Origin of the sequence: Sphingobium sp. Leaf26 (assembly GCF_001421665.1) — a bacterium.
Taxonomy (GTDB): domain Bacteria; phylum Pseudomonadota; class Alphaproteobacteria; order Sphingomonadales; family Sphingomonadaceae; genus Sphingobium.
Window position 1 is genome coordinate 129,976 of the sequence record NZ_LMKV01000029.1, and the last position, 25,328, is coordinate 155,303.

A 25,328-nucleotide genomic window follows, 5' to 3' on the forward strand; every position below is an offset into this window, starting at 1 on the left:
CCTCCGACGACTTCTGCTTTCAAACGATTTTTGTAGGATTAGAGCAAAATGGCACGCGAACCCCAGCGCATCAAGCGCCGCGAACGCAAGAACATCTCGGCCGGCGTCGCGCACGTCAACGCCAGCTTCAACAACACCATGGTGACCATCACCGACGCCCAGGGCAACGCGATTTCGTGGTCCTCGGCCGGCATGATGGGCTTCAAGGGCAGCCGCAAGTCGACCCCGTACGCCGCTCAGGTGTGCGCCGAAGACGCTGGTCGCAAGGCCGCCGAACATGGCGTCCGCACCCTGGAAGTCGAAGTCAAGGGTCCGGGTTCGGGCCGTGAGTCGGCCCTGCGCGCATTGCAGGCCGTCGGCTTCCACATCACCTCCATCCGCGACGTGACGCCGATCCCGCACAACGGCGTGCGTCCGTCCAAGCGTCGCCGCGTCTAAACGCAGCGCTGCATGATATGCGGGCGGCGGACGCGTCGCCCGTTTTCCCGTTTGCATCGCCAAAACGCTCCTGTCGGGTCAGGATTTCATAAGCGTTTCGGCCCATCCCCAGGGGAAATACATGACTGTCAACATGAAGAACTGGCAGGAATTGAAGAAGCCCAGCAGCCTTGAGATCAAGGCGTCGGGCGACGGCAAGCGCAAGGCGACGTTCGTCGCCGAACCGCTGGAGCGCGGCTTCGGCCTGACGCTCGGCAACGCGCTGCGCCGGGTTCTTCTGTCCTCGCTTCAGGGCGCGGCGGTCACCTCGATCAAGATCGAGAACGTCCTGCACGAATTCTCGTCGCTGGCCGGCGTGCGTGAAGACGTCACCGACATCGTCCTGAACATCAAGCAGGTCGCGCTACGCATGGAAGGCGAAGGCCCCAAGCGTCTCCAACTGTCCGCCACCGGTCCCGCCGTGGTGAAGGCTGGCGATATCAGCGTCGTCGGCGACATCGAAGTGATGAACCCGGACCTGATCATCTGTCACCTCGATCAGGGCGCAACCCTGAACATGGAACTGACGGCCGACGTCGGCAAGGGCTATGTCCCCGCCGTCGCCAACCGTCCGGCCGATGCCCCCATCGGTCTGATCCCGATCGACGCGCTCTACTCGCCGGTCCGCCAGGTCGCGTACAAGGTGGACAACACCCGCGTCGGCCAGGAACTGGACTATGACAAGCTGTCGCTGACCATCGAAACCGACGGCACCGTGACACCCGAAGACGCGGTGGCCTATGCCGCCCGCATCCTTCAGGACCAGCTCCAGTTGTTCGTCCATTTCGAGGACGCGCTGCCCGCCGCCGCCCCTGCTGCGGGTCACACCGCCGCTGCGGCTTCGGAAGGCGAAAGCGACACCAACCAGATCAACCGTTATCTTCTCAAGAAGGTGGACGAACTGGAACTGTCGGTCCGCTCGGCCAACTGCCTCAAGAACGACAACATCATCTATATCGGCGATCTGGTCCAGAAGACCGAGGCCGAGATGCTGCGCACCCCCAATTTCGGCCGCAAGTCGCTGAACGAAATCAAGGAAGTGCTGTCGTCCATGGGCCTGCGCCTGGGCATGGACATCCCCGGCTGGCCGCCGGAAAATATCGAGGAAATGGCCAAGAAGCTCGAACAGGAGCTGCTGGGCTAAAAAGGTTCGGGTCGGGGCACAGCTTCGACCCGCTTCCTTATGGGGTTATGCGGGGCGGTCCCCTTAAAATCGCCTGGTACGGGATACCTCGCACGGTCCCATAACGAACGAAGGAATATATAATGCGTCATAAAGTTGGTCATCGTAAGCTTCAGCGCGCCACCGGTCATCGTACCGCCCTGCTGCGCAACCTGGCTGCCTCGCTCATCAAGCATGAGCAGATCCTGACCGGCGTCGCCAAGGCGAAGGAACTGCGTCCCTACGTCGAAAAGCTGATCACCCTCGCCAAGAAGGGTGGCCTGTCCAACCGTCGTCTGGCCGACGCCCGCCTGAAGGACGATGCGCAGCTCGCCAAGCTGTTCGAAGTCCTGGCCGAGCGTTACAAGGACCGCAACGGCGGCTATACCCGCGTGATCAAGGCCGGTTTCCGCGCTTCGGACGCGGCGCCGATGGCGATCATCGAACTGGTCGACCGCGACGTCGATGCCAAGGGCCAGGACTCCGGTCCGGTCTTCAGCGCCGACGAGCTGGAAGAAGCCTGATCTAACACGGTCCTGTTCCGCAGGACTGGTGCTTTACCAACAGGCCGTGGCTCTCTAGGAGCCACGGCCTGTTGTCGTTTGGAAAAGAAGAGTCGAAAGAGAGGATGCGCGCCGCTGCCCTGATCCTGCCGCTGCTGCTCGCGGCCGCCCCTGCGCTCGCCGGGCCGGAGGGCGCCGCTATCGACGCCGGCGATACGGCCCTGCGCTATCCGATCGCCAAGCGGCTGGATCTGGTCGAGGATCATTTCGGCGTGAAGGTCGCCGATCCCTATCGCTGGCTGGAAAACGACCTGCGCGCCGATCCCGCCGTGCGTGACTGGGTCGATCGGGAAAACAGCCTCACGCGCCGCTATCTGGACGGCGTGCCGGGCCGCGAGGCGCTCAAGGGGCGCATGCAGGCGCTTTTCTCGCATGGTCGCTTCACCGTCCCGCGCAAAGCCGGGGGCCGCTATTTCTACGGTTATAACAAGGGGCTGGAGAACCAGACCCCGCTCTATGTCCGCGAAGGGCTGGCCGGGCAGCAACGGCTGCTGCTCGATCCCAATGGCTGGGCGAAGGACAGCGCCAGCGCGCTTGCCGAATGGGTGCCCTCCCCCAATGGCCGCACTCTCGCATACGCCGTGCAGGACGCCGGCAGCGACTGGCGCACGCTCCGGCTGATCGACGTCGACAGCGGCAAGACGCTGGACGACCGGGTCGACTGGGTGAAATTCTCGCAAATCGCGTGGGACGGCCGGGCGGAGGGCTTCTTCTACTCCCGCTTCGCCGCGCCGCAGGATGGCGAAGCCTACCAGTCGGCCAACCGGAACCAGCAGCTCTACTATCACCGCGTCGGCACGGCCCAGGCGCAGGACCAGCTCATCTACGACACGCCCGATCGCCCCGCGCTCAGCCATCAGGCGCAGGTGACGAGCGACGGCCGCTGGCTGCTGATCAGCAGCTTCCAGGGCATAGACCCCCGCCGCGAACTCCATATCGCCGAACTCACCGGTGGCCCGGTCCGGCCGCGCCCGCTGGTCAAGGGGCTGGATCATGACTGGCGCCTGATCGGCAGCCGCGACCGCAGCCTCTATTTCCTGACCGACGATCATGCCGCGCACATGCGGGTGGTGACGCTGGACGCCGCCCGCCCGCGCAGCCGCCCGCGCGAAATCGTGCGCGAACGGCCCGAAACGCTGGCCGGCGGCTCGCTGGTCGGCAACCGCATAATCCTGGCCTATATGAGCGACGCGCAGACCGTCGCCGAACTGGTCGAACTGGACGGGCGCAAGGTGACGGACGTGCCGCTGCCCGGCTTCGGCACGGCGGCCGGCTTTGGCGGGCGGGAGGGCGATCCCGAAACCTTCTTCAGCTTCTCCGGCTTCGTCACCCCGGCCAGCATCTATCGCTTCGATACGACCAGCCTGAAGAGCGAATTGTTCGCCCAGCCCGACTTGCCTTTCGACCCCGACGATTTCGGCGTCGAACAGCGGCTCTACCCTTCCAAGGACGGCACGCTGATCCCGATGACGGTGATCCGGCGCAAGGTGCTGGCCGATCGCGCCATCGCCGCGCCGACCATTCTCTACGGCTATGGCGGCTTCAACATCAGCCTCACGCCCGGCTATTCGGCCACGCGCATGGCCTGGCTGGAACAGGGCGGCGTCTATGCCATCGCCAATCTTCGCGGCGGCGGCGAATATGGCAAGGCCTGGCATGAAGCAGGACGCGGCGCGAACAAGCAGAATGTGTTCGACGATTTCATCGCAGCGGCAGAATATCTCAAGGCCAACGGCTTCACCACAAAGGACGGCCTCGCGATCGAGGGGCGCTCCAATGGCGGACTTCTGGTCGGCGCGGTGGTGAACCAGCGCCCCGACCTGTTCGCCGCCGCGCTGCCGGCCGTGGGCGTCATGGACATGCTGCGCTTCGACCGTTTCACCGCAGGTCGCTATTGGGTCGACGATTATGGATCGCCCGAAAGCCCGCAGGATTTCCCGCTGCTCTACGGCTATTCGCCCTATCACAACATCTTGGGTGGGAAGGCCTATCCCGCCATCCTCGTCTCCACCGCCGACACCGACGATCGGGTGGTGCCCGCCCACAGCTTCAAATATGCCGCCGCGCTCCAGGCCGCCGACTTGGGCGCCCGCCCCCGCCTGCTCCGCGTCGAAACCCGCGCCGGCCACGGCTCCGGCAAGCCGGTCGACAAGCTGATCGAGGAATATGCCGACAGCTACAGCTTCGCGGCTTATTTCACGGGACTGAAGATCAACGCGAAGCCGGACCAGTAATCCCGCTCTCGCAAAGAAACGGGCGTTGCGTTCCCCGGCGCAGGCCGGGGAACGCTGCATATGAGGCAGCCTCAGCCCGTCATGCGATGCCGCAACCGTTCACCCTCTGGACAGCCGATCGTAGCTATGTCTCTCTTCATCGCAGGAGGCGTAGGACAATGATCGGACCCAAAACCCGCTGGATGACAGGCGCACTGGTCGGCGCAGGATTGCTGCTGGGCAGCGTCAGCGCGGCTGAGGCGCGCCCGCGTTATGGCTATGGCGGCGGCTACGGCAATGGCTGGGGCCATCAGGGCGGCTGGAACCGCCATCATCGCCGTGGCGACGGCTTTGGCGTGGGCGATGCGATCGGCGTGGCCGCGATCATCGGCGCGGTCGCGATCGTCGCCAATTCCATGTCGAAGGACAAAAAGGTCCGCGACCCCGACACCGGCGGCGAATATGACGCCCCCCCATCCCGCAGCGGCACCGATTACGGCACAGACGTCCGCGATGACCCGCGCCCGCGCGATGACGCCGATTTTTCCGATGTCGCGGGCACGAGCGGCCCCGACGACGCCATGACGGACGCCTGCGCCGTTGCCGCCCGCGACGAAGCGGAACAGCAGCAGGGCGGCTATGCCGAAGTGCGCCACATGGAAACGCCCATCGCCACGGCGGACGGCTATAATATCGACGGCTATGTCGAAAGCCGCACCAGCTATCGCGCCAATGACGGGGCCAGCCGCCGCTTCACCTGCGCCATGAAGAATGGCCGCGTGGCGGAAGTCTACATCAGCCGCGATCTGGTGATGCAGTAAGCCTTCCCTGTTCCCCGGCACAGGCCGGGGAACGCCCCTCCTGATCTTGAAGCGGCATGGGACGACGGGTTCGACGTCGCTTTATCCTGTCCCGGCCTCCATTCGTCGTCTAGCATTGCGACGAATCAGGAGGTTCGGGAGTGGAAGCCTTTCTTTTCGCGCCGGAAAATATCGTCTTCGTGTCGGCGCTGGTGCTGATGCTGCTGATCGGTGCCGTGCAGGCGCTGGGCTTTGCCGGCGATGCCGATCTCGATCTCGACAGCGATGCCGACCTGCTCGGCTGGCTCGGCCTTGGCCGCCTTCCCCTGCTGGCGCTGGTCGCCCTCTTCCTCACGCTTTTCGCCATCATCGGCCTGCTGGGGCAGCAGGCGGCGCATGACCTGTGGGGTGGCATGATCACCCCCTGGATCGCCGTCCCCGCCGCCGCCGTCGCCGCGCTTCCCGCCACCGGCGTCGCCGCCCGCCTCGTAGCCCCGCTCCTGCCGCAGGATCATACGACCGCCATCCCGCTCGACCATCTGGTCGGCAGCCAGGCCCGCATCGTCACCGGCCGCGCCACCAGCGGCTCCCCCGCCCGCGCCCGCGTTCAGGATCATCATGGCCAGGCCCATTATGTCATGGTCGAACCCGACAATGCGGGCCAGGCGCTGGAGGAAGGCGAAACCATCCTGCTCGTCCGCCGGGACGATCATATCTTCCGCGCCATCTCATATGGCGACCATTATTTACCCATACTCTAGGAGACAGACATGACCCTGCCTGCCGTCCAGCAAGGTTTTTCCATCCTTCCCTACGCGATGATCGCGGGCAGCGGCCTGCTGGTCCTGATCGTGCTGGGGATCGTGATCGCCCGCCTCTACAAGCGTGCATCGAAGGAAATCGGCTTCGTCCGCACCGGCTTCGGCGGGGAAAAGGTGGTCATGAACGGCGGCGCGCTGGTGCTGCCGATCTTCCATGAGACGATGCCGGTCAACATGAACACCGTCCGCCTTGCGGTGGAACGCAAGAATAGCGACGCGCTCATCACGCTCGATCGGCTGCGCATCGACGTAAAGGCCGAATTCTACGTCCGCGTCCGCCCCGATGCCCAGTCGATCGCCACCGCCGCCCAGACGCTCGGCATGCGCACGATGAACCCCGAAGCGCTCAAGGAACTGGTCGAGGGCAAGTTCGTCGACGCGCTGCGTTCGGTCGCGGCGGGCATGACCATGAACCAGTTGCACGAGCAGCGCGGCGACTTCGTGCAGAAGGTGCAGCAGGTGTCGTCGGTCGATCTCGCCATGAACGGCCTCGAACTGGAAAGCGTGTCCCTGACCGGCCTCGACCAGACCTCGATCGAACATTTCAACGCCAACAACGCCTTCGACGCCGAGGGCCTGACCAAGCTGACCGAGCAGATCGAACTGCGCAAGAAGACCCGCAACGATATCGAGCAGGATACCCGCGTCCAGATCGAGACGAAGAATCTGGAGGCCGAACGCCAGTCGATGCTCATCGCCCGCGACACGGAATTCGCCCGGCTGGAGCAGGAGCGCGAGGTCGAAATGCGCCGCGCCGTGCAATCGGCCGAAGTCGCCCGCGAACAGTCGTTGCGCAGCCAGGAAGCCGAACAGGCGAAGATCGAAGCGAAGAAGCTGGTCGACAGCCAGCAGATCGAGGCGGATCGCGCCGTGCAGCAGGCCAAGATCCAGCAGGCCCAGTCGCTCGAACTCGCCCGTCAGGAACAGCAGATCGCGGTCCAGAACAAGAGCCGCGAGGAAAGCCAGGCCAAGGCGCAGGCCGACGAAGCCCGTGCCAAGGCCGTCGCCGCAGAGGAGCAGGTGCAGACCTCACGCGCCACCGAAATCGCCGAGCGCGCCAAGCGGATCGAACTGATCGACGCCTCGCGCGAGGCCGAGCGCGCCGCCATCTCGATGCGGGTCGAGGCGGAGGCCGAGAAGCAGGTCGCCGCCGACCGCGCCGAAGCGCTGCGCGTCGCGGCTGAGGGTGAAGCCGAAGCCGTCAAGCTGCGCGCCGAGGCCGACCGCGTCCGCTTTGAAGTCGAAGCCGCCGGCCAGCGCGCCGTCAACGAAGCGGCGAACCTGCTGTCGTCCGACCAGATGTCGCTCCAGACCAGGCTGGCGCTGCTCAAGATACTGCCCGACCTGATCCGCGAAGCCGCCAAGCCCATGGAATCGATCGACTCGATCAAGATCGTGCAGGTCGACGGCCTGACCGGCGGCGGCAACGGCGGTACGGACGGTATGGTGAACGCCGGCGGCGACCAGAATCTCGCCAGCGCCGCCGTCTCCGCCGCCCTGCGCTACCGCGCCCAGGCCCCGGTGATCGACGGCCTGATGAAGGAACTCGGCCTCGACGGCTCGACCCTCGACACGCTGGTCAAGAGCGCCGTCGATCCGGCACCTGCCGCGCCTGTGAGCGGGGAGCGGGTTCTGCCGGAAAAGGGCAAGGCGGAAGGATAAGGAGCCGACATCGGCCCTCCCCTTCAAGGGGAGGGTTTGGGGTGGGGGCGTGCCCTTGAACGCAAGTTTTCCCGTTGGACTGCACAGCCTGACCCTTGGCATCGCCCTCCCGCCACGATAGCCCCACCGCCATGACCGCCCCCGCCTCCCCGCGTCGCACCGCCGCGATCATCTTCATCCTGATCACGGCGTTGCTCGACGTCATGTCGATGGGGATCGTCATCCCGGTCCTGCCGCAACTGATCGAGACGTTGTCCGGTTCGGACGCGGCAGCGGGCATGTGGAACGGCCTGTTCGTCGCGCTCTGGGCCGGCATGCAATTCATCTGCTCGCCGCTGATCGGTTCCCTGTCCGACCGGTTCGGCCGCCGCCCTGTCATCCTCATTTCGGTCGCCGGCCTCGCGCTCGATTATGTGCTGATGGCGCTGGCGCCCAATCTCTGGTGGCTGGCGCTGGGCCGCATCCTGGCCGGCGTCACCTCGTCCAGCTTCACCTCCACCTTCGCCTATATGGCCGACATCACCCCGCCGGAGGGCCGGGCGAAGGGCTATGGCCTGATCGGCGCGGCGTTCAGCGCGGGCTTCGTCGCCGGGCCGCTGATCGGCGGCCTGCTGGGGGAAATCTCGCACCGCGCGCCCTTCTGGGCCGCTGCCCTGCTCTCCGCCCTCGCTTTCCTCTACGGCCTTGTCGTGCTCCCCGAATCTCTCGCGCCCGAAAAGCGCATGGCCTTTAGCTGGCGCCGCGCCAATCCGTTCGGCGCCTTGAAACTGCTGCAATCCCACCCGGAACTCTCAAGCCTCGCGGTCGGCAATTTCCTGCTCTATTTCGCCCATCACATCTTTTCGGCCATCTTCGTCCTCTATGCCGGCGACCGCTACGGCTGGAGCGCCTGGCAGGTCGGCAGCCTGCTCGCGCTGGTCGGCCTGCTCGACATGGGCGTGCAGGGGCTGCTGGTCGGCCCGGTGGTCAAGCGGCTGGGCGATCGCACCACCATGGTCGTGGGCCTCTGCTTCGGCGCGATCGGCATCGCGTCCATGGGTCTTGCCTCCACCGCGACCCTCTTCATCGCCGCCATCTTCCCCAACGCGCTCTGGGGCCTTGCCATGCCGACCATCCAGTCGCTGATGACCCGCCATGTCTCGGAATCCGAACAGGGCCAGTTGCAGGGCGCGAACAACAGCGTCGGCGCCATCGCCGGAGTCATTTCCCCGCTCTTCTTCGGCGCCATCTATTCGCTGTCGGTCGGCCCCAGGCCGACCATCCCCTTCATCGGCAGCGCCTTCCTGATCGCGGCCGCCATCCTTGCCGGCGCGGCGTTGATCGGCTGGCGCGCAGGGCGCCAATTCCAGTCATAGCGTTTCAAGGCATAACTGGACATAGGGGCGAGCTACGACTAACCGGGCGCGAATCCCTTCCCACGCTCGATATAAAGGCGATTCGATGACGCTGCCCCTTCAGGATTCCATCCTCATCGTGGATTTCGGCAGTCAGGTGACCCAGCTCATCGCCCGCCGCGTCCGCGAAGCCGGCGTCTATTCCGAGATCGCCCCCTTCAACGCCGCCGCCGAAGCCTTCGAGCGCATGAAGCCCAAGGGCATCATCCTGTCCGGCGGCCCCTCCTCGGTCATGTGGGAAGACAGCCCCCGCGCCCCGCAGCATTTCTTCGACGCGGGCATCCCCATCCTGGGCATCTGCTACGGCCAGCAGACGATGATGCAGCAACTGGGCGGCAATGTCGAAGGCGGCGAAAGCGGCGAATTCGGCCGCGCCTTCATTGAAGTCAAGAAGGGCTGCGCCTTGTTCGACGGCCTGTGGACCACGGGTGAAAATCACCAGGTGTGGATGAGCCACGGCGACAAGGTGACGAGCCTCGCGCCGGGCTTCGAGGTCGTCGCGACCAGCGAGGGCGCGCCCTATGCCGTCACCGCCAACGAAGCCAAGCGCTTCTACGCCACCCAATTCCATCCCGAAGTCGTCCACACCCCCGACGGCGGCAAGCTGCTCGCCAATTTCGTACGCCATGTCTGCGGCCTCGCGGGCGACTGGACCATGGCGGAGTTCCGCGCGACCAAGATCGCCGAGATCCGCGCGCAAGTCGGCGAAGGCCGCGTCATTTGCGGCCTGTCCGGCGGCGTCGATTCCGCCGTGGCCGCCGTCCTCATCCATGAAGCGATCGGCGATCAGCTCACCTGCGTCTTCGTCGACCATGGCCTGATGCGTCTGGGCGAAGCCGAGCAGGTCGTCAGCCTGTTCCGCGAACATTATGGCATCAAACTGGTGCATGTGAATGCCGAAGACCGCTTCCTTGGCGGCCTCGCCGGCCTCACCGACCCCGAAAAGAAGCGCAAGTTCATCGGCGGCGAATTCATCAAGGTCTTCGAGGAGGAAGCCGCCAGGATCGGCGGCGCGGACTTCCTGGCGCAGGGCACCCTCTATCCCGACGTCATCGAAAGCGTGTCCTTCACCGGGGGGCCGAGCGTCACGATCAAGTCGCACCACAATGTCGGCGGCCTGCCCGAACGCATGAACATGAAGCTGGTCGAACCCTTACGCGAACTGTTCAAGGACGAAGTGCGCGTGCTGGGCAAGGAACTGGGCCTGCCCGACATCTTCGTCGGCCGCCACCCCTTCCCCGGCCCCGGCCTCGCCATCCGCATCCCCGGCGAAGTGACCAAGGAACGCTGCGACATCCTGCGCAAGGCGGACTTCATCTATCTGGAGGAAATCCGCAACGCGGGCCTGTACGACGCCATCTGGCAGGCCTTCGCCGTGCTGCTGCCGGTCCGCACCGTGGGCGTGATGGGCGACCATCGCACCTATGACAGCGTCTGCGCCGTCCGCGCCGTCACCTCGACCGACGGCATGACCGCCGACATCTACCCCTTCGACGCCGCCTTCCTCAGCCGCGTCGCGACCCGCATCATCAACGAGGTCAAGGGCATCAACCGCGTGGTCTATGATTACACGTCGAAGCCGCCCGGCACGATCGAGTGGGAATAACCCCCACCACGTCAACCTTATGCCTTATGATGAAGACCGCCTGCGCAAGGCTGTAGGCGAGAAGTCGTTCGCGCGCGGGCGCACTTATGCCGATCAGGGTCAGGTCATCCTGCTGAGCGCCAGCGCCGATCATGTCCTTGCCGCCGCCTTTGGCGCGGATGACTACACCGTCTCGCTCGAACGGCGCGGCCCGGACGTTGCGGGCCGTTGCACTTGCCCCGCCTATGACGATGCCGGTCACTGCAAACATATGGTGGCAACCGCACTTCTCGCCAACGAAGCTGCCGCAGCCGGGAAGATGCCAGCCGATAACGAACGGGATGTCGTCGCACGGATAGCGCAACTCGACCGGCGATCACTCGAAAAGCTGTTGCTGGGCATGGCGATGCAGGACTGGAAACTGCTGCGGTCACTCCATTTCGCGCTCGGCCTCGTATGGGATGAAGACCTGGATTGACGCCATGTTGCTGCCAAATGCCGTACAGCGGTCAATGGACCTCGCGCCGCAAGCCACTATACCACCCCCCATGAGCGACGCCTCTCCCCTCGGCCATCCCGTCTATCGAGACATGCCGACCACCATCTTCGAACATATGTCCGCCCGTGCGCGGGAGGCGGGCGCGATCAATCTGGGGCAGGGCTTCCCCGAAGGCCCCGGCCCGCGCGACGTGCTGCAAGCCGCCGCCGACGCGCTGCTCACCCGGTCCAGCCAATATCCGCCGATGCCCGGCCTCCTCGAACTGCGCACCGCGCTCGCCACGCATTATGCCCGCCATCAGCAACTCGACCTCAGCCCGCAGGAGGTCATCGTCACCTCCGGCGCGACGGAGGCGTTGTGCGCCAGCCTGCTCGCGCTCGTCCGGCCGGGCGACGAAGTGCTGATGCTGGCCCCGCTCTACGACGCCTATCTGCCGCTCGTAGAACGCGCCGGCGGTATCCCGAACATCGTCACGCTGACTCCGCCCGACTGGCGCATCACCCGCGATGCGCTGGCGGCGGCCATCACGCCCCGCACCCGCATCCTGCTGATGAACAACCCGGTCAATCCGACCGGCATGGTCATGCGCGACGAGGAACTGGCGCTGCTCGCCGACCTGTGCATTGCCCATGACCTGATCGCCATCTGCGACGAGGTATGGGAAGAAACCGTCTATGACGGCCGGCCCCATCGCCCGCTGATCGGCCTGCCCGGCATGCGCGACCGCACCGTCAAGATCGGGTCGGCCGGCAAGATCTTCTCCGTCACCGGCTGGAAGGTCGGCTGGATGTGCGCCGCGCCCGCGCTCGCCACCCTGCTCGCCCGCGCCCATCAATATCTGACCTTCACCACCCCGCCGAACCTGCAATGGGCGGTGGCGGAGGGGCTAGGCTGGCCTGAAGACTGGCTGGCGGACCAGCGCGCCACCTATCAGGCCTCGCGCGACCGCCTGGCGGCGGGCCTCACGCAGGCCGGCTATGCCGTGCTGCCCGGCGCCGCGACCTGGTTCCTGTCGATCGACCTGCCGGCGTCCGGCATCGCGCTGGACGACGTCAGCTTCTGCGAACGCATCATCGACGAAGCGGGGGTCGCGGCCATCCCCCTCTCCGCCTTCTATCCCGCCGATCCGTCCACCCATCTCGTCCGCCTTTGCTTTGCCAAGACGGACGCGACGCTGGATCAGGCGATCACGCGGCTGGCCGCCTTCCGCGCGACGCTGGGCTGACGCAGGATCGCCGCGCCCAATAGCAGCATGACGATCAGCAGCAGCCCCTGCGCCGCGAGAAAAGGCGGCTCGCTGCCGGTCGGCGCCAATATGGTGAGCGCCGGCACTTTCAGGAAACCCTGCACCACCAGCACGAACAGGTTCATCCACAGGGCCGCGGTGGCGCTCACCGCATAGACGCCCCGCGCCCGCCCTCGCAGCTTCAGTCCATAGAAGGCCACAAAGGCGACGATCAGCACCAGCGTCGAGACGATCCCGACGCCGATCGCCGGCGTGAAGCCCCGAAACGGAAAGAGGAAGCCGGTCAGGCTGGTGAGCAAGGTGGCAATGAGGAAAATCGCCTGCGTCCGGGGCAGGAAATGCCCTTTCGCCTGCGCCGGCAGGGCAACAAGTCCCGCGACGATCCCGACCAGACTGATCGCGACATGCAGCGCAATGAAAGCGGGAATGGAAAGACCGAGGATCATGATATGTCTCCTTCGATTGCAACCTGACCTCCGTTCGCCCCGCGCTTGTCGAAGCCTGTCCTGAGCGACTGCTGCAAGCAGTCAGTCGCGGGGGGCCTCCCTTTTCTTCTGTAAAAGGGCTTCGACAGGCTCAGCATGAACGGTGCTGTTGGAAGAGTTGGTTCAAACCCGATAGCGCGCCGCCGCCGCCTTCAGCGACAGGTTGGGCCGCAAAGCCGCCCGCGCGGCCATGTAAGCGTCGAAATCGCCCCGCTCCGGCAGCGCCGGAATGGTGATCGCCTCACCCATGTCCAGTCCTGCCAGCGCCGCATCGACCATCACCCCGACATCCATCACCATCGCGTCGGGCATGGTGGCGATCTGCTCGGCGGTCCAGATGGCGGTGCGGGTAATGCCCGGCAACACCGCCTGCACCTTCACCCCCTTGCCGCCCAGTTCGACCTGCAACGCCTCGGTAAAGGCCAGCACATAGGCCTTGCTCGCCGGATAGACCGCCGTGAAACCATCGGGCATCAGCGCCGTGACCGACGTGATGTTGATGAGCGTCCCTGCGCCTTTCTCTGCAAAGCGTGGCGCCACCGCACGCGACAGCCGCGTCACCGCCATTATGTTGAGGGTGATCAGGCCGGTGAGATAGGCCGGGTCCGTCTCGGTAAAGGCCTGCTCCCCGGCGATCCCGGCATTGTTGATCAGCCCGGTAATGGCATCGTCGTCGCGCAGTCGCGCCTCGATCCGGGCGAGGTCGTCCGCCCTGGACAGATCGGCCGCGATCACCTCGACGACAACGCCGGTTCCGCGCAATTGCGCGGCCAGCGCTTCCAGCTTCGCCGCGCGCCGGGCGACGAGGATCAGATTGGCGCCACGCCTGGCAAAGCGATCGGCATAGACCGCGCCGATGCCGTCCGACGCGCCGGTGATGAGGATGGTTTCGTTGGTCATGGGAAGTCTCCTTGAAAACGATCCCGTCCGGTCCGAATCTGTCGAAGTCCGAACGGGGTCGGAATTGTCAGCCGTTGATGAAATCGAGAAGGTCGGCGTTGAACCGATCCTGATGCGTGACCGTCAACCCATGGTCGGCCCCTTCATACACGATCAGCACCGCCTCCGTAACGATCTTGATGGTGGACAGCGCGGCCGCACCGATCGGCACGATCTGGTCGTCATCGCCATGCAGGACGAGCGTGGGCACATCGACCTTCGCGAGGTCCGCATGGAAATCACTCTCGGAAAAGGCGCGGATCGAGTCGAGCTGGCCCTTCAGGCCGCCCATCATCCCCTGCCGCACGAAATCGTCACGAACCCCGTCCGAAATCGCCGCTCCGTCGCGATTATAGCCGTAGAAAGGGATGGTCAGATCCTTGAAGAACTGGCTGCGATTGTCGAACGTCCCCTTGCGGATACCGTCGAATATCTCGATGCCCAACCCGCCCGGATTGGTCTCCGTCTTCAGCATCAACGGCGGCACCGCACCGATCAGCGCCAGCTTCGCGACCCGCGCCGTGCCATGGCGGCCGACATAGCGGGTGACTTCGCCGCCGCCGGTCGAATGGCCGACCAGCACCACATCCGTCAGGTCCAGCGCCGCGATCAGCTCCGCCAGATCGTCGGCATATTGGTCCATGCTGTTGTTGGCCCACACCTGATCCGACCGGCCATGGCTGCGGCGGTCATGGGCAATGGTACGAAAGCCGCGATCGGCGAAAAACACCATCTGCGCGTCCCAGGCATCGGCCGACAACGGCCAGCCATGGGAGAAGACGATCGGCTGGCCATCGCGCGGCCCCCAATCCTTGTAGAAGATGCGGGTGCCGTCCTGGGTGGTGACATAATTGCTCATGATGAAATCCCTTCGTCCATCTCTCGGAAAGGCGTCCCTCACGCCCTGTGCTTGCAGAATTAGGGGGAATCGCGGAAGATCGGGATTGGCGGTTCCGACATTAAGCGGGCCGATTCCGACAAAGGTGCGATCATGATCGTTACGCCGCCTCCAGCAATACGGGCGCCAAGGGCCGAAATCGGCATCCTGCTCTATCCCGACTGCCAGCAGGCGATGGTCCATGGGATGACCGACCTGCTCGCCATCGCCGGGCAATATTCGCACCAGCATGGCGGCCCGCTTGTGCGCGCCAGCCATTGGCAGAGGCAGGCGGATGGCGGCTTCGTCCGCTGCCACGACACGCATGACGGGTTGCCCGGCACACCCGACATCTGGCTCATCCCCGGCCGCCTGAGCGGCGTGCCGGATGCGCAGGAGGCCGCACCCTATGCTCGCTGGCTGCTCGATCGCCATGCCCAGGGCGCGACGCTCGCCTCCAATTGCGGCGGCGCCTTCCTGCTCGCCGCCACCGGCCTGCTCGACGGCCGGCCCGCCACGACCCACTGGTGGTTCGCCGATCAATTCCGCACCCGCTTTCCGCAAGTGAAGCTGGATTGCGACCGCATCGTCATCGACGATGGCGACATCATCACCGCCGGCGGCCTGATGGCATGGACCGACCTTGGCCTGCGGCTGGTCGACCGGCTGCTCGGCCCCACGGTGATGCTCGACACCGCCAAATTCCTGCTGATCGACACCGCCGGGCGCGAACAGAAGCATTTCGCCCGCTTCATGCCGCGCATGAGCCATGGCGACGAAGTGATATTGAAGGTCCAGCACTGGCTCGCCGCCCGTGAAGCCAAACCCGTCAGCGTCGGCGAGATGACGGCGCAGGCGGCGTTGGAGGAACGCACCTTCCAGCGCCGCTTCAAGGCCGCGACCGCCATGACCCCGATCGAATATGTCCAGCATCTGCGGGTGGCCAAGGCCCGCGAGCATCTGGAATTTACCAAGCGCAGCATCGACCAGATCGCCTGGAGCGTCGGCTATGAGGATGCCGCCGCCTTCCGCAAACTGTTCCATCGCCTCGTCGGCCTGTCGCCGGGCGACTATCGCCAGCGCTTCGCGGCGCCGGCGAAACAGGCGGCCTGATCCTATAGGTAGTTAGCTAACTATCGAATTTTCGCTGTATGATTCGACTGTCTAACTCGCTGTCTCACTTGCGGCCGCCGGCCCCGCCCGCTAGATTCCCGTTTCGTTCCAGACAAGGATATGCAATGGACAGCCTGGCCGCCCTTCTGATCGTCATCGCCCTGCTGATCGGCCTCGCCGTCGGCTGGCTGCTCCGGGGCAGGGCGCTGGCGCCGCTGGCCGCCGAAAAGGCCGACCTTGCCGGCAAGCTGGACCTTGCCGCCAGCCAGCGCAACGGCGCCATCGCCGAACTGGCGGTGGAGCAGGAGCGCGTTCATCAGGCCGCGACCCGGATCGCCCGGCTCGAAGCCGCGCAGCAGGCCGCCGACCAGCGGCTGGACTCGGTCCAGATCGCCGCCACGCAAAAGCATGAAGCGCTGCAAGCCGCCGCCGCCCAGCGTATCGAATCGATCCAGGCCGACCGCGAAGCCGCGCTACGCGAACTGGCCGCGCTCAAATCGGACACGCAAGCCCGCACCCAGGCGTTCGAGCAGCAGATCGCCGCGCTCAGGGACGCCAAGGAGCAACTCTCCGCCCAGTTCAGCGAGATTGGCGGCAAGCTGCTGGATCAGGCCCAGACCCAGTTCCTGACCCGCGCCGACCAGCGCTTCGCCCAGGCGAACGAGAAGAGCGAGGCGCAGCTCAAGACCCTGCTCAACCCGGTCGAAACCACCCTCAAACGCTATGAGGAAGGGCTGGCCCGCGTCGAGAAGGATCGGGTCGGCAGCTATGCCGAACTGCGCGAGGCGGTGCAGCAGGTCCATCTGGGCCAGGGCCAGGTGCGTGAGGAGACGGCGAAGCTGGTCAACGCCCTGCGCGCCGCGCCCAAGACCCGCGGCCGCTGGGGCGAGCAGCAGTTCAAGAACCTCATCGAAACCGCCGGCCTCTCCCCCTTCGTGGACTTCAAGGAAGAGGTTTCGGTCGCGGTAGAAGATGGCAGGATGCGGCCGGACTTCATCATCAACCTGCCCGGCGACCAGCAGATGGTGGTCGATGTCAAATGCTCGCTCGTCGCCTATCTGAACGCCGTCGATCAGGTCGATCCCGGCTTACGCGACGCCCATATGCTCGACCATGCCCGCGCCATGCGCACCCATGCCGACGCGCTGGGGCGCAAGGCCTATTGGGAGCAGTTCGACAAGGCGCCCGACTTCGTCATCATGTATGTCCCCGGCGACAATTTCGTCACCGCCGCGCTGGAAGCGGACATGGACCTGTGGGAGCGCGCGGCCAAGAATCGCGTCATCATCTGCGGCCCCGCCACCTTCCTTCCCCTCGCCCGCACGCTGGCGGGTCATTGGCGGCAGGCCAAGATGCAGGAACAGGCACAGCAGGTCGGCCAGCTTGGCAAGGAACTCTATGAGCGACTGTCCGTCGCCGCGACCCATTTGAAGCGTCTCGGCTCCGGCCTCAACAGCGCCGTTTCCAACTATAACAGCTTCATCGGCAGCTTCGAAAGCCGTGTCCTGTCCACCGGCCGCAAATTCCGCGACCTCGACATCGAAACCGGCGGCAAGGAGATCGAGGCGATGGAGCCGCTCGACGTTCTGGCGCGCGACGCCCAGACCGACGAGGCGCGCGCTCTGCCGGCGGCGGAATGAAATAAAGCAGGAACAAGCCTCCGCCCCCCCGCGTATCTTCACCAGAAGCGGCACGGATCAACATGTCGCGGGTCGGAGAGTGTCATGTGGAAGTCCATACTATTCCGCCGCCCGCTGCGGCGGCCTGAACACAAGACAGAGAGGATTATGCCATCACACCGGCCCGCCACGCGGGCGGATGGTCCCTTTGCGGACCTGATGGCAAAGCTCGACCGGATTCCCTATCAGCGCCAATGGAAACGCGCCGCCGATCATTGACGGGATCGCCTGTCATCGTCCACCGTTGCAGCCTTGGCCCGGCGCTGGCATGGCAGGCCCATGAAAAAGATCGGCCTGCTCGGCGGCTCCTTCAATCCGGCCCATGATGGCCATCGCGCCATATCCCTGTTCGCCAGGGCCGCCCTAGACCTTGATGAAATCTGGTGGCTCGTCTCCCCCGGCAATCCCCTAAAACCCGCAAAGGGCATGGCCCCGCTCCCCGCGCGCCTCGCCCATGCCCGCAAGATCGCCCGCCGCGCTCCGATTCGCGCGACCGCGATCGAGCGTCACCTGCGCACCCGCTACACCATCGACACGCTCCGCGCACTGACCCGGCGCTACCCGCGCAACCGCTTCATCTGGCTGATGGGGGCCGACAATCTGGCGCAATTTGGCCGATGGCGCGACTGGCGCGGCATCGCCCGGCAAATGCCCATTGCCGTGATCGCCCGTCCGCGCTATGATAGGGGTGCCCGTGGCTCTGTGGCCATGAGCTGGCTGCGGCGCTTCGTCCGGTCCGCGCGCCAGAGTGCAGACTGGACGAATTGGAGACCACCGGCGCTCGTGCTATTGCGCTTCCGCCCTGATCCAAGATCGGCGACCCTGCTGCGGCAGGCGAACCCCCTCTGGCATCGCGAATATGAAGCAACGTGTGTGCGCGATCCGCTCACGCGCCGGTACGTCATCTAGATTGGAGTTTAATTGTCTAACCTCGCCCCTGCCAACGACACGGCCCCTGGTGCCGAATCCGTGGCCGCCCTGCACGCCCTTGTCATGCAATCGCTGGACGACGACCAGGCACAGGAAACCATCTCCATCCCGCTGGAAGGCAAGAGCAGCATCGCCGATTATATGGTGATCGCGAGCGGCCGTTCGTCGCGTCAGGTCGCAGCGATCGCCCAGCATCTCGCCGAACGGATCAAGAAGGAAACGGGTCGCTCCGCGCGGGTCGAGGGCCTTCCGGTCGCCGACTGGGTGCTGATCGACGCCGGCGACGTGATCGTCCATCTGTTCAAGCCGGAAGTACGCAGCTTCTACAATCTGGAACGGATGTGGGGCTTCGTCGACGCACCGGTCGCGGGCAACGCCTGAACTTTCAGGCAATCTCCGTTCGTCCTGAGTAGCCGCTGACCCCGGACGTGATCCGGGGGGCGTATCGAAGGATCGCGCGGATACTTCGATACGGGGCTTCGCTCCTACTCAGCATGAACGGAGTAGAGTGTGCTCCTCCACATCATCGCGCGCGGCAAGATCGGGCGCTCGCCCGAGGCCGAACTGGTCGATCGCTATGTCAAGCGACTGACCATGCCGCACAAGATCACCGAAATGCCCGACCGGGGTGGCAAGCTGCCCCCCGTCGGTCCCGGCGCCGTCACCGTCATGCTGGACGAAAAGGGCAAGCAACTCGGATCGATGGACTTTGCCCGCCGGATCGAGGGCTGGCGCGATGCGGGCACCCGCGAATGCCGCTTCCTGATCGGCGCGGCCGACGGTTTCGATGATGCCGAGCGCGCCAATGCCGACCTGCTCATCGCCTTTGGCGCGATGACCTGGCCGCACATGATGGCCCGCGCGATGCTGGCCGAACAACTCTGGCGCGCCTGCTCCATCCTGGCGAACCACCCCTATCACCGCGAAGGCTAGAAAGACGCCCGCTTTGCGCCTAGGCAAAGGCCATGCAGGGACAGGGCATCGGGTGAAGCGCAATATCATCATCGCGGGCGGACTGGCGGGCTTTCTGGCCCTCGCCGCCACGCGCCTGCCCGCGGCGGACGATAGCGCCATCATCCTGTCCGGCACCGCCGGCACGACGCTGGCGCAGGAGCAGCAGTCCCTGAAAAATGCCCGACGCCAGTCGGATGAGGCGCGCGATCGCTCCGCCCGCCTCGAACAACAGGCCAGCGCCGCCCGTGACGAAGCCGAACAGGCCCGCCGCCGCGCCGCCGCCATCGCCGCCCGCATCCAGCAGGCGGAAGCCGATATCCAGGCGGCACAGGCCCGCATCGCCATCATCAACCGGTTGCAACGCGCCCAGGCCGCCCGCCTCGCCGCGAAGCAGGAACCCGTCGTCCGCCTGACTGCCGCGCTCCAGATGATGGCCCGCCGCCCGCTGACGCTCGCGCTGGTGCAACCCGGATCGGTGGCCGACGCCGTCCATATGCGCGCGGTATTGGGGCAGGTGCTGCCCGTCATCGAACAGCGCACCGCCGGCCTGCGGCAGGAACTGGACAAGAGCCGCGCCCTGCGCGCCACCGCCCAGCAGGCCGCCGACGCCCTGACAAAGGCGCAGGCCGACCGCAAGGAACGGCAGACCGCCCTTGCTGCGCTCGAAGCCCAAAAGCGTGTGGCCGCCCGCGACTATCGGTCCAATGCGGGGATGGAGAGCGAACGGGCGCTGGCGCTGGGCGAGCGGGCGCGCGACATTGTCGACCTGATGGACCGGCTGGAGGAAGCGGGCGACCTGCGCGATCGACTGGCGGCCTTGTCCGGCCCGCTGCTGCGCCCCGCCCGCCCCGATCAGGCCGGCGCGCCCGGCCCGGAGCGCGATGCCTCCGCCGGCGGCCCGCCCCCTTATCGGCTGCCGGTGATCGGCCAGCTCGTCACCGGCATGGGCGAGGTCAATGATGGCGGTGTCCGTTCGCGCGGCCTGACGCTGGTGACGCAGCCCGGCGCGCAGGCGATCGCCCCCACCGCCGGTCGCATCGCCTTTGCCGGCCCCTATCGCGACTATGGGCAGATATTGATCATCGACCATGGACAGGGCTGGACCACGCTCATCACCGGCCTCCACCGCGTGACGGCGCAGGTCGGCGACACCGTGCGACAGGGCGAACCGGTCGGCATCACCGGCGCCGAACGCCCCGACATCACCGTCGAACTGCGCCGCAACGGCCGGCCGGTCGATATCGTCCCGCTTGTGGGGCTGGGCTGATGACCGGAACGATGTTTACCGTTGAGCGCTGATGCGATTGCCCATAGCGTGTCAATCCTGACAACATAGCAAGTTTGGAACTATTTCAAGACGATGATAGATGAGGCAAAGCAGATGGACGCCGCCGCCGATGCGGATTGGGCGATCAGCCTGAACGGATTGCAGGGGCCGGACCAGCTCGGCCGGGTATGGATCGCGCAACCGCTGGCGATCGGTGATGACCGGCTGGTCTTTTCCGGCCATGTTGCCAATGCCGGCAATGGCGTGCCCGTCACCATCAAACACGGCAACGAAGTGCTGGCCAGTTGCATCGCCGCACCGGGCTTCGTTGTGGACGTTCCGGCGCGCAAGGGCGTCTTCCATGTCTGCATGACCGTGCGGCAGGATCAGGGGCGCGATGTCATCTGCCGGTGGGAGGTCGTAGACCAGGAACGGCAACGGCTTTCCCTGACCGGCATGGTCAAGCGCGGCGGCCCCAGCCCCGACATTCCGGCCACAGGCGCGCAGACCCTGCTCGGCCGCATGGGACAGTTGTTTCTCAGCAACGACACCAACGACAGTGTCGCCCAGTTCACCCGACCGGGGGTGCTCGACGACGTCAGCGTGCTAAGCTGGACCGATCTCTTTTCGCGCTTTCCCGCATGGAAGTCCGATTTCGGCCTGAACCGCATCAGCCTGCTGGTCGCCCCCGCCAAAGAAGAGATATTGCGGGATTATTATCCCTTTCCCCGCGCATCCGGCACGATGTTCGACGATTTCCTGAAGAGGTTCAGGGATGAACCGGTCATCATGCCGCGCTGGGAGTTGTGGAACGCCCGAACGCTCAGCTTTGCGGAAACGGATACGCACTGGACCGATTTTGGTGCCATGATCGCCGCGCAGACCGTACTCCAGCGCTGGGAATTGCCCGTTGATGGCATGCCGTCCGCTTTTGCCGTCAAGCAGAAGATCGGCGATCTCGGCGGTAAACTCCATCCCCCCAGCTCGAACTTTGAACTGTGCTTCAACGAAAAAATGTCGGACCGGCTGGTCTTCGACAATGGCATCCACAATCATGGCTGTGTCCGCATCTATCGGAACCCTACGGCACCGATCGGCGGCAAACTGCTGATCTTCGGCGACAGTTTCGGCACCAATCTCGCCGAATCCATGTCCTACGCCTTCCGCGAGGTCGTCTATACCTACCAGCCCGCCGGGGTCGATCCGGAACTGGTGGCGATGGTCGCACCCACGCATATGCTGCTGCAAATCACCCAGCGCTTCATCCATGGCGCGCAGGCGACCAACCATTCGATCTTCGAGAAGGGCCGGTCCAAGATCGCCAGGATGGGCGAAGCGGAACGGGCGAAGACCCTCGCGCACCTCGCCGCCACGCCCGAAGCGTTCAGACCACTGGTCGCACCCCTGCTGGAATCCCGTTAACCTGACGCTGATCGAGACGGGGCGACACTCCATCGAAGCGCGCTTTTGCTTTGGCATGCGAATCGGCGTATATCGGGCTATTGATGCACACTCCTAGGACAGCCATGAAATCCACCTTCCTCCAGGGCGCGGTTGCGCTCGGGGCGCTTGCGCTCATTCCGGCTACCACCGCGGCGCTCGCCGATGGGGAGGCATCGAGCTACAAGGCGCTCGACGAATTCATGGACGTGTTCCAGAAGGTGCGCAGCGACTATGTCGAAAAGGTCGATGATGAGAAGCTGATCAAGGGCGCGATCGACGGCATGCTCGCCAGCCTCGATCCGCACAGCAGCTTCCTTGATGCGCGCGATTTCCAGAATCTGCGCACCCAGACCGAGGGCAGCTATGGCGGCCTTGGCCTGTCGGTCACGCAGGAGGATGGCGCGGTCAAGGTCATCGCCCCGACCCAGGACACCCCTGCCTGGCGCGCGGGCATCAAGGCGGGCGACTATATCACCCATATCGACGGCCAGCTCATCTATGGCGGCACGCTGGACGAGGCCGTGGACAAGATGCGCGGTGCGCCGGGCACCAGCCTGAAGCTGACGCTGGTCCGTGCCGGCCGCGACAAGCCGATCGAGTTGACCCTGACGCGCGAGATCATTCAGTTGAAGCCCGTCAAATGGGAAGTGAAGAACAATATCGGCGTCATCAACATCGTCAGCTTCTCGGCCAATACCGGGGCGGACGTGCGGTCGGCGATCCGCAGCATCGACAAGTCGCTGGGCCACAAGCCCACCGGCTATATCCTCGACCTGCGTTCCAATCCCGGCGGCCTGCTGGACGAAGCGGTAACGGTGAGCGACGCCTTCCTGGAACGCGGCGAAATCGTGTCGCAGCGCGGCCGGGCCAAGGGTGATGTCGAGCGTTACTATGCCAAGCCCGGCGACGATGCGAAGGGCCTGCCGGTGATCGTGCTGGTCGATGCGGGCTCCGCTTCGGCCTCCGAAATCGTGGCCGGCGCCTTGCAGGATCAGCATCGCGCGCTGGTGATGGGCGAACGCAGCTTCGGCAAGGGCAGCGTTCAGACCATGCTGCCGCTGTCCAGCACCACGGCGCTCAAGCTGACCACGGCACGCTATTATACCCCATCTGGCCGCAGCGTGCAGGAAGGCGGCATCCAACCGGATATCCGCGTGCCGCAACTGTCCGATCCCGACTATAAGAACAGGCCGAAATTCCGCGAAAGCGACCTGCGCCGTCACCTGATCAACGAGATCAAGGCCGACGACAAGGCGCTGGAAGAAGACATAAAGGACGATCCGCGCTTTGCCATGTCGGCCGAGGAACTGAAGAAGAAGGGCGTGGAGGATTTCCAGCTCGACTATGCGCTCAAGACCATCTCCCGGCTGGCCAGCACGCCCGGCGCGACCATCGCCCAGGCGCATGCAGCACGAAAGCCGGGCGCGAAATAAGGTCTGCCCCTCCCGTCGGTATCCAGCGGGCTACGGCGCCCGCTGGAATGACGCCTAGGGGTTGGAAGTGAGGCGATCCCGTTCGCCCTGAGCTTGTCGAAGGGCCTTACTGGGCGGCTGGCGAGGCATAGCTCGCCATGCGTTGCCGGGCGCTTCTGTTCCGCATGGCCCGAACGGCATTTTGCGTGTCCGACCTTTGCCTTTGCCCCGTACCTGTCGCGCCAGACCTGATGATGGACGGGCATCGCCATATATCCCTCCATCCTCCGGCCCGGCGAAAGGCGGCAACTTCCACCGCTCCGCCGCAGGACCGACTCGCCTCATCCCACCCTGCCTTGTCGGTCGATGTCCGACACCCTAGCCGCATAGGCCATGAAGCACCTCATCCTCACCGTCGCCGCGCTCGCCGTCGCCCTGCCCGCCACCGCATCCGCCAAAGGACTGGGCGCTGAAGCCAATTATGGCCGCGCTGACGGCCATTGGGGTACGGAACTGGGGGCAGGCTATGCGTTCAATATGGCCGGGTTCAGCCTGACACCGGGCGCGGGCGTCTATGTCCGCGATGGCGACACGAAACTCTATGGCCGGGTCGAGGCGGCCTACACCATTCCGCTGTCGGCCACGATCGGCGCGGGTGTGCGCTTCAGCGGCGACAATACCCGTCCCTATGCGACGCTGGCCATGCCGATCATCCCCAAACTGCGGGCCAAGGCCAATGTCGGCCCCAAATATTATGCGGTCGGCCTGACCCTGGGTTACTAAGCGGAAGCTACTGATCGGGTGCCATTGATCAGGCGTCAGCCCTGCCCCCAGAACGTTCCGGGCTGCAACAACCCGTCGCGCAATGGCAGGCCACCCGGCCGATCCTCCGCCAGCAGAAGCGCGCCATCCAGGTCGATCCAGTCCGCCCCCTGCGCCACCAGCGCGGCCGGCGCGATCCCCAGCGACGTGCTCAGCATGCAGCCGACCATGATCCGAAACCCGCGCGCGCGCGCCTCGGTCGCCAGCGCCAGCGCCTCGGTCAGGCCGCCGGCCTTGTCCAGCTTGATATTGACCGCATCGAAATCCCCCAGCCGGTCAAGATCGGCGCGGGTGTGACAGCTTTCGTCGGCGCACAGCGGAAGCATGGCATTGATACCCGCCAGCCGTTCCTCCTGCCCATGGATCACCGGCTGCTCGACCATTTCCACGCCCAGCGCCGCCAGCGCCGCCGCTTCGGCTGCAATGTCCATGGCGTGCCAGCTTTCATTGGCGTCCACGATCAACCGCACATCCGGCGCACCGGCCCTGACGGCCGCGATCCGCGCCCGGTCGCCCTCGCCGGTCAGCTTGCATTTGAGCAGAGCAAAGCCGCGTGCGGCCGCCGCCCGTGCATCCGCCTCCATCTTCGTCGGATCGCCCAGACTGATGGTGAAGGCGGTCGGCAACGGCGCGGGCGCAGCCAGCCCGGCCAATTGCCACACCGGCACCCCGGCCCGCTTCGCCTCCAGATCCCACAATGCGCAGTCCAGCGCATTGCGTGCCGCGCCGCGCGGCATATGGGTCAGCAGCGCATTGCGCTCCAGTGGCCCGGCATAGGCATGGAGCGCCGCGACACAGGCTTGCGCGCTCTCGCCTTCATAATAGATGGCCGTGCCCTCGCCCCGCCCTTCATGCGCGCCATCCCCTACGGTGCAGACGATCACATCGACATGAGTCTTGGCGCCGCGACTGATGACGAAGGCGCCCGCGACCGGCCAACGTTCGACGGTCGCGGAAATTATACGGGTCATCGGCATTCCCTGCG

24 protein-coding genes are annotated in these 25,328 nt (G+C 65.3%); 20 read left to right on the top strand and 4 right to left on the bottom strand.

Translation table 11 applies throughout. From position 1 onward, the window contains the following. Positions 1–48: 48 nt before the first annotated feature. The 11 genes from rpsK (at position 49) to ASE85_RS18185 (ending at position 12,401) form a co-directional block, all read left to right on the top strand. Complete coding sequence (gene rpsK, locus ASE85_RS18135; protein WP_004208752.1) at positions 49–438, top strand: 30S ribosomal protein S11; 390 nt, start codon at positions 49–51, stop codon at positions 436–438. Between the two features lie 121 nt (positions 439–559). Beyond that, positions 560–1,621, top strand: a complete 1,062-nt coding sequence (locus tag ASE85_RS18140; RefSeq protein ID WP_056691788.1) for a DNA-directed RNA polymerase subunit alpha — start codon at positions 560–562, stop codon at positions 1,619–1,621. A 122-nt stretch (positions 1,622–1,743) separates the two neighbouring features. Beyond that, positions 1,744–2,163, top strand: coding sequence for a 50S ribosomal protein L17 (rplQ, locus tag ASE85_RS18145; protein WP_056691791.1), 420 nt, complete (start codon positions 1,744–1,746; stop codon positions 2,161–2,163). A gap of 104 nt (positions 2,164–2,267) precedes the next feature. After that, positions 2,268–4,436, top strand: a complete 2,169-nt coding sequence (locus ASE85_RS18150; protein WP_056691795.1) for a prolyl oligopeptidase family serine peptidase — start codon at positions 2,268–2,270, stop codon at positions 4,434–4,436. Positions 4,437–4,594: 158 nt separating this feature from the next. Beyond that, entirely contained in the window at positions 4,595–5,236 is a 642-nt protein-coding gene (locus ASE85_RS18155) for a hypothetical protein (protein ID WP_200928397.1), read from the top strand. Positions 5,237–5,376: 140 nt separating this feature from the next. Next, positions 5,377–5,976, top strand: a complete 600-nt coding sequence (locus ASE85_RS18160; protein WP_056691798.1) for an OB-fold-containig protein — start codon at positions 5,377–5,379, stop codon at positions 5,974–5,976. Between the two features lie 9 nt (positions 5,977–5,985). Further along, positions 5,986–7,698 (top strand): flotillin domain-containing protein, encoded by a 1,713-nt coding sequence (locus ASE85_RS18165; protein WP_056691801.1) that lies wholly within the window; start codon positions 5,986–5,988, stop codon positions 7,696–7,698. Positions 7,699–7,829: 131 nt separating this feature from the next. Next, the gene (locus ASE85_RS18170) at positions 7,830–9,053 is read left to right on the top strand and encodes a TCR/Tet family MFS transporter (protein ID WP_056691804.1); all 1,224 of its coding nucleotides are present in this window, start codon (positions 7,830–7,832) and stop codon (positions 9,051–9,053) included. A gap of 85 nt (positions 9,054–9,138) precedes the next feature. Beyond that, a complete protein-coding gene (gene guaA, locus ASE85_RS18175) occupies positions 9,139–10,698 on the top strand; it encodes a glutamine-hydrolyzing GMP synthase (RefSeq protein ID WP_056691807.1) in 1,560 nt (519 codons plus the stop codon). 19 nt (positions 10,699–10,717) lie between these two features. After that, positions 10,718–11,155: an SWIM zinc finger family protein gene (locus ASE85_RS18180; protein WP_056691810.1), complete on the top strand. Its 438-nt coding sequence runs from the start codon at positions 10,718–10,720 to the stop codon at positions 11,153–11,155. A gap of 70 nt (positions 11,156–11,225) precedes the next feature. Then, the gene (locus tag ASE85_RS18185; protein ID WP_056691813.1) at positions 11,226–12,401 is read left to right on the top strand and encodes an aminotransferase; all 1,176 of its coding nucleotides are present in this window, start codon (positions 11,226–11,228) and stop codon (positions 12,399–12,401) included. Here the strand turns inward: ASE85_RS18185 and ASE85_RS18190 are convergent. From ASE85_RS18190 to ASE85_RS18200, 3 genes are all read right to left on the bottom strand, one after another. Beyond that, positions 12,356–12,868, bottom strand: coding sequence for a hypothetical protein (locus ASE85_RS18190; protein ID WP_056691816.1), 513 nt, complete (start codon positions 12,866–12,868; stop codon positions 12,356–12,358). The genes ASE85_RS18185 and ASE85_RS18190 overlap by 46 nt on opposite strands. 162 nt (positions 12,869–13,030) lie before the next feature. Continuing rightward, positions 13,031–13,807 carry an SDR family NAD(P)-dependent oxidoreductase gene (locus ASE85_RS18195; RefSeq protein WP_056691819.1) on the bottom strand — a complete coding sequence of 259 codons (777 nt, stop codon included), beginning with the start codon at positions 13,805–13,807 and terminating at the stop codon, positions 13,031–13,033. Between the two features lie 67 nt (positions 13,808–13,874). Beyond that, complete coding sequence (locus ASE85_RS18200; RefSeq protein ID WP_056691821.1) at positions 13,875–14,705, bottom strand: alpha/beta fold hydrolase; 831 nt, start codon at positions 14,703–14,705, stop codon at positions 13,875–13,877. Between the two features lie 132 nt (positions 14,706–14,837). On the opposite strand from ASE85_RS18200, the gene ASE85_RS18205 reads away from it, so the two are divergent. From ASE85_RS18205 to ASE85_RS18245, 9 genes are all read left to right on the top strand, one after another. Next, positions 14,838–15,836 (top strand): GlxA family transcriptional regulator, encoded by a 999-nt coding sequence (locus ASE85_RS18205; RefSeq protein WP_056691823.1) that lies wholly within the window; start codon positions 14,838–14,840, stop codon positions 15,834–15,836. A 125-nt stretch (positions 15,837–15,961) separates the two neighbouring features. Next, on the top strand, positions 15,962–17,476 hold the full coding sequence (rmuC, locus tag ASE85_RS18210) for a DNA recombination protein RmuC (RefSeq protein ID WP_056691826.1): 1,515 nt from the start codon (positions 15,962–15,964) through the stop codon (positions 17,474–17,476). Positions 17,477–17,794: 318 nt separating this feature from the next. Then, positions 17,795–18,424: a nicotinate-nucleotide adenylyltransferase gene (locus ASE85_RS18215; protein ID WP_056691828.1), complete on the top strand. Its 630-nt coding sequence runs from the start codon at positions 17,795–17,797 to the stop codon at positions 18,422–18,424. 12 nt (positions 18,425–18,436) lie between these two features. Next, a complete protein-coding gene (rsfS, locus tag ASE85_RS18220) occupies positions 18,437–18,826 on the top strand; it encodes a ribosome silencing factor (RefSeq protein ID WP_056691831.1) in 390 nt (129 codons plus the stop codon). A gap of 129 nt (positions 18,827–18,955) precedes the next feature. Next, entirely contained in the window at positions 18,956–19,378 is a 423-nt protein-coding gene (locus tag ASE85_RS18225) for a 23S rRNA (pseudouridine(1915)-N(3))-methyltransferase RlmH (protein ID WP_056691836.1), read from the top strand. Between the two features lie 52 nt (positions 19,379–19,430). Then, entirely contained in the window at positions 19,431–20,666 is a 1,236-nt protein-coding gene (locus ASE85_RS18230; protein ID WP_056691838.1) for a murein hydrolase activator EnvC family protein, read from the top strand. Between the two features lie 114 nt (positions 20,667–20,780). Continuing rightward, the gene (locus ASE85_RS18235) at positions 20,781–22,088 is read left to right on the top strand and encodes a hypothetical protein (protein ID WP_056691841.1); all 1,308 of its coding nucleotides are present in this window, start codon (positions 20,781–20,783) and stop codon (positions 22,086–22,088) included. A gap of 104 nt (positions 22,089–22,192) precedes the next feature. Then, positions 22,193–23,542, top strand: coding sequence for a S41 family peptidase (locus tag ASE85_RS18240; protein ID WP_056691843.1), 1,350 nt, complete (start codon positions 22,193–22,195; stop codon positions 23,540–23,542). Between the two features lie 372 nt (positions 23,543–23,914). Next, positions 23,915–24,304: a hypothetical protein gene (locus tag ASE85_RS18245; RefSeq protein ID WP_056691846.1), complete on the top strand. Its 390-nt coding sequence runs from the start codon at positions 23,915–23,917 to the stop codon at positions 24,302–24,304. A gap of 35 nt (positions 24,305–24,339) precedes the next feature. Here ASE85_RS18245 and dgcA read toward each other — a convergent pair whose 3' ends face one another. Further along, entirely contained in the window at positions 24,340–25,314 is a 975-nt protein-coding gene (dgcA, locus tag ASE85_RS18250; RefSeq protein WP_056692067.1) for an N-acetyl-D-Glu racemase DgcA, read from the bottom strand. Positions 25,315–25,328: the final 14 nt, after the last annotated feature.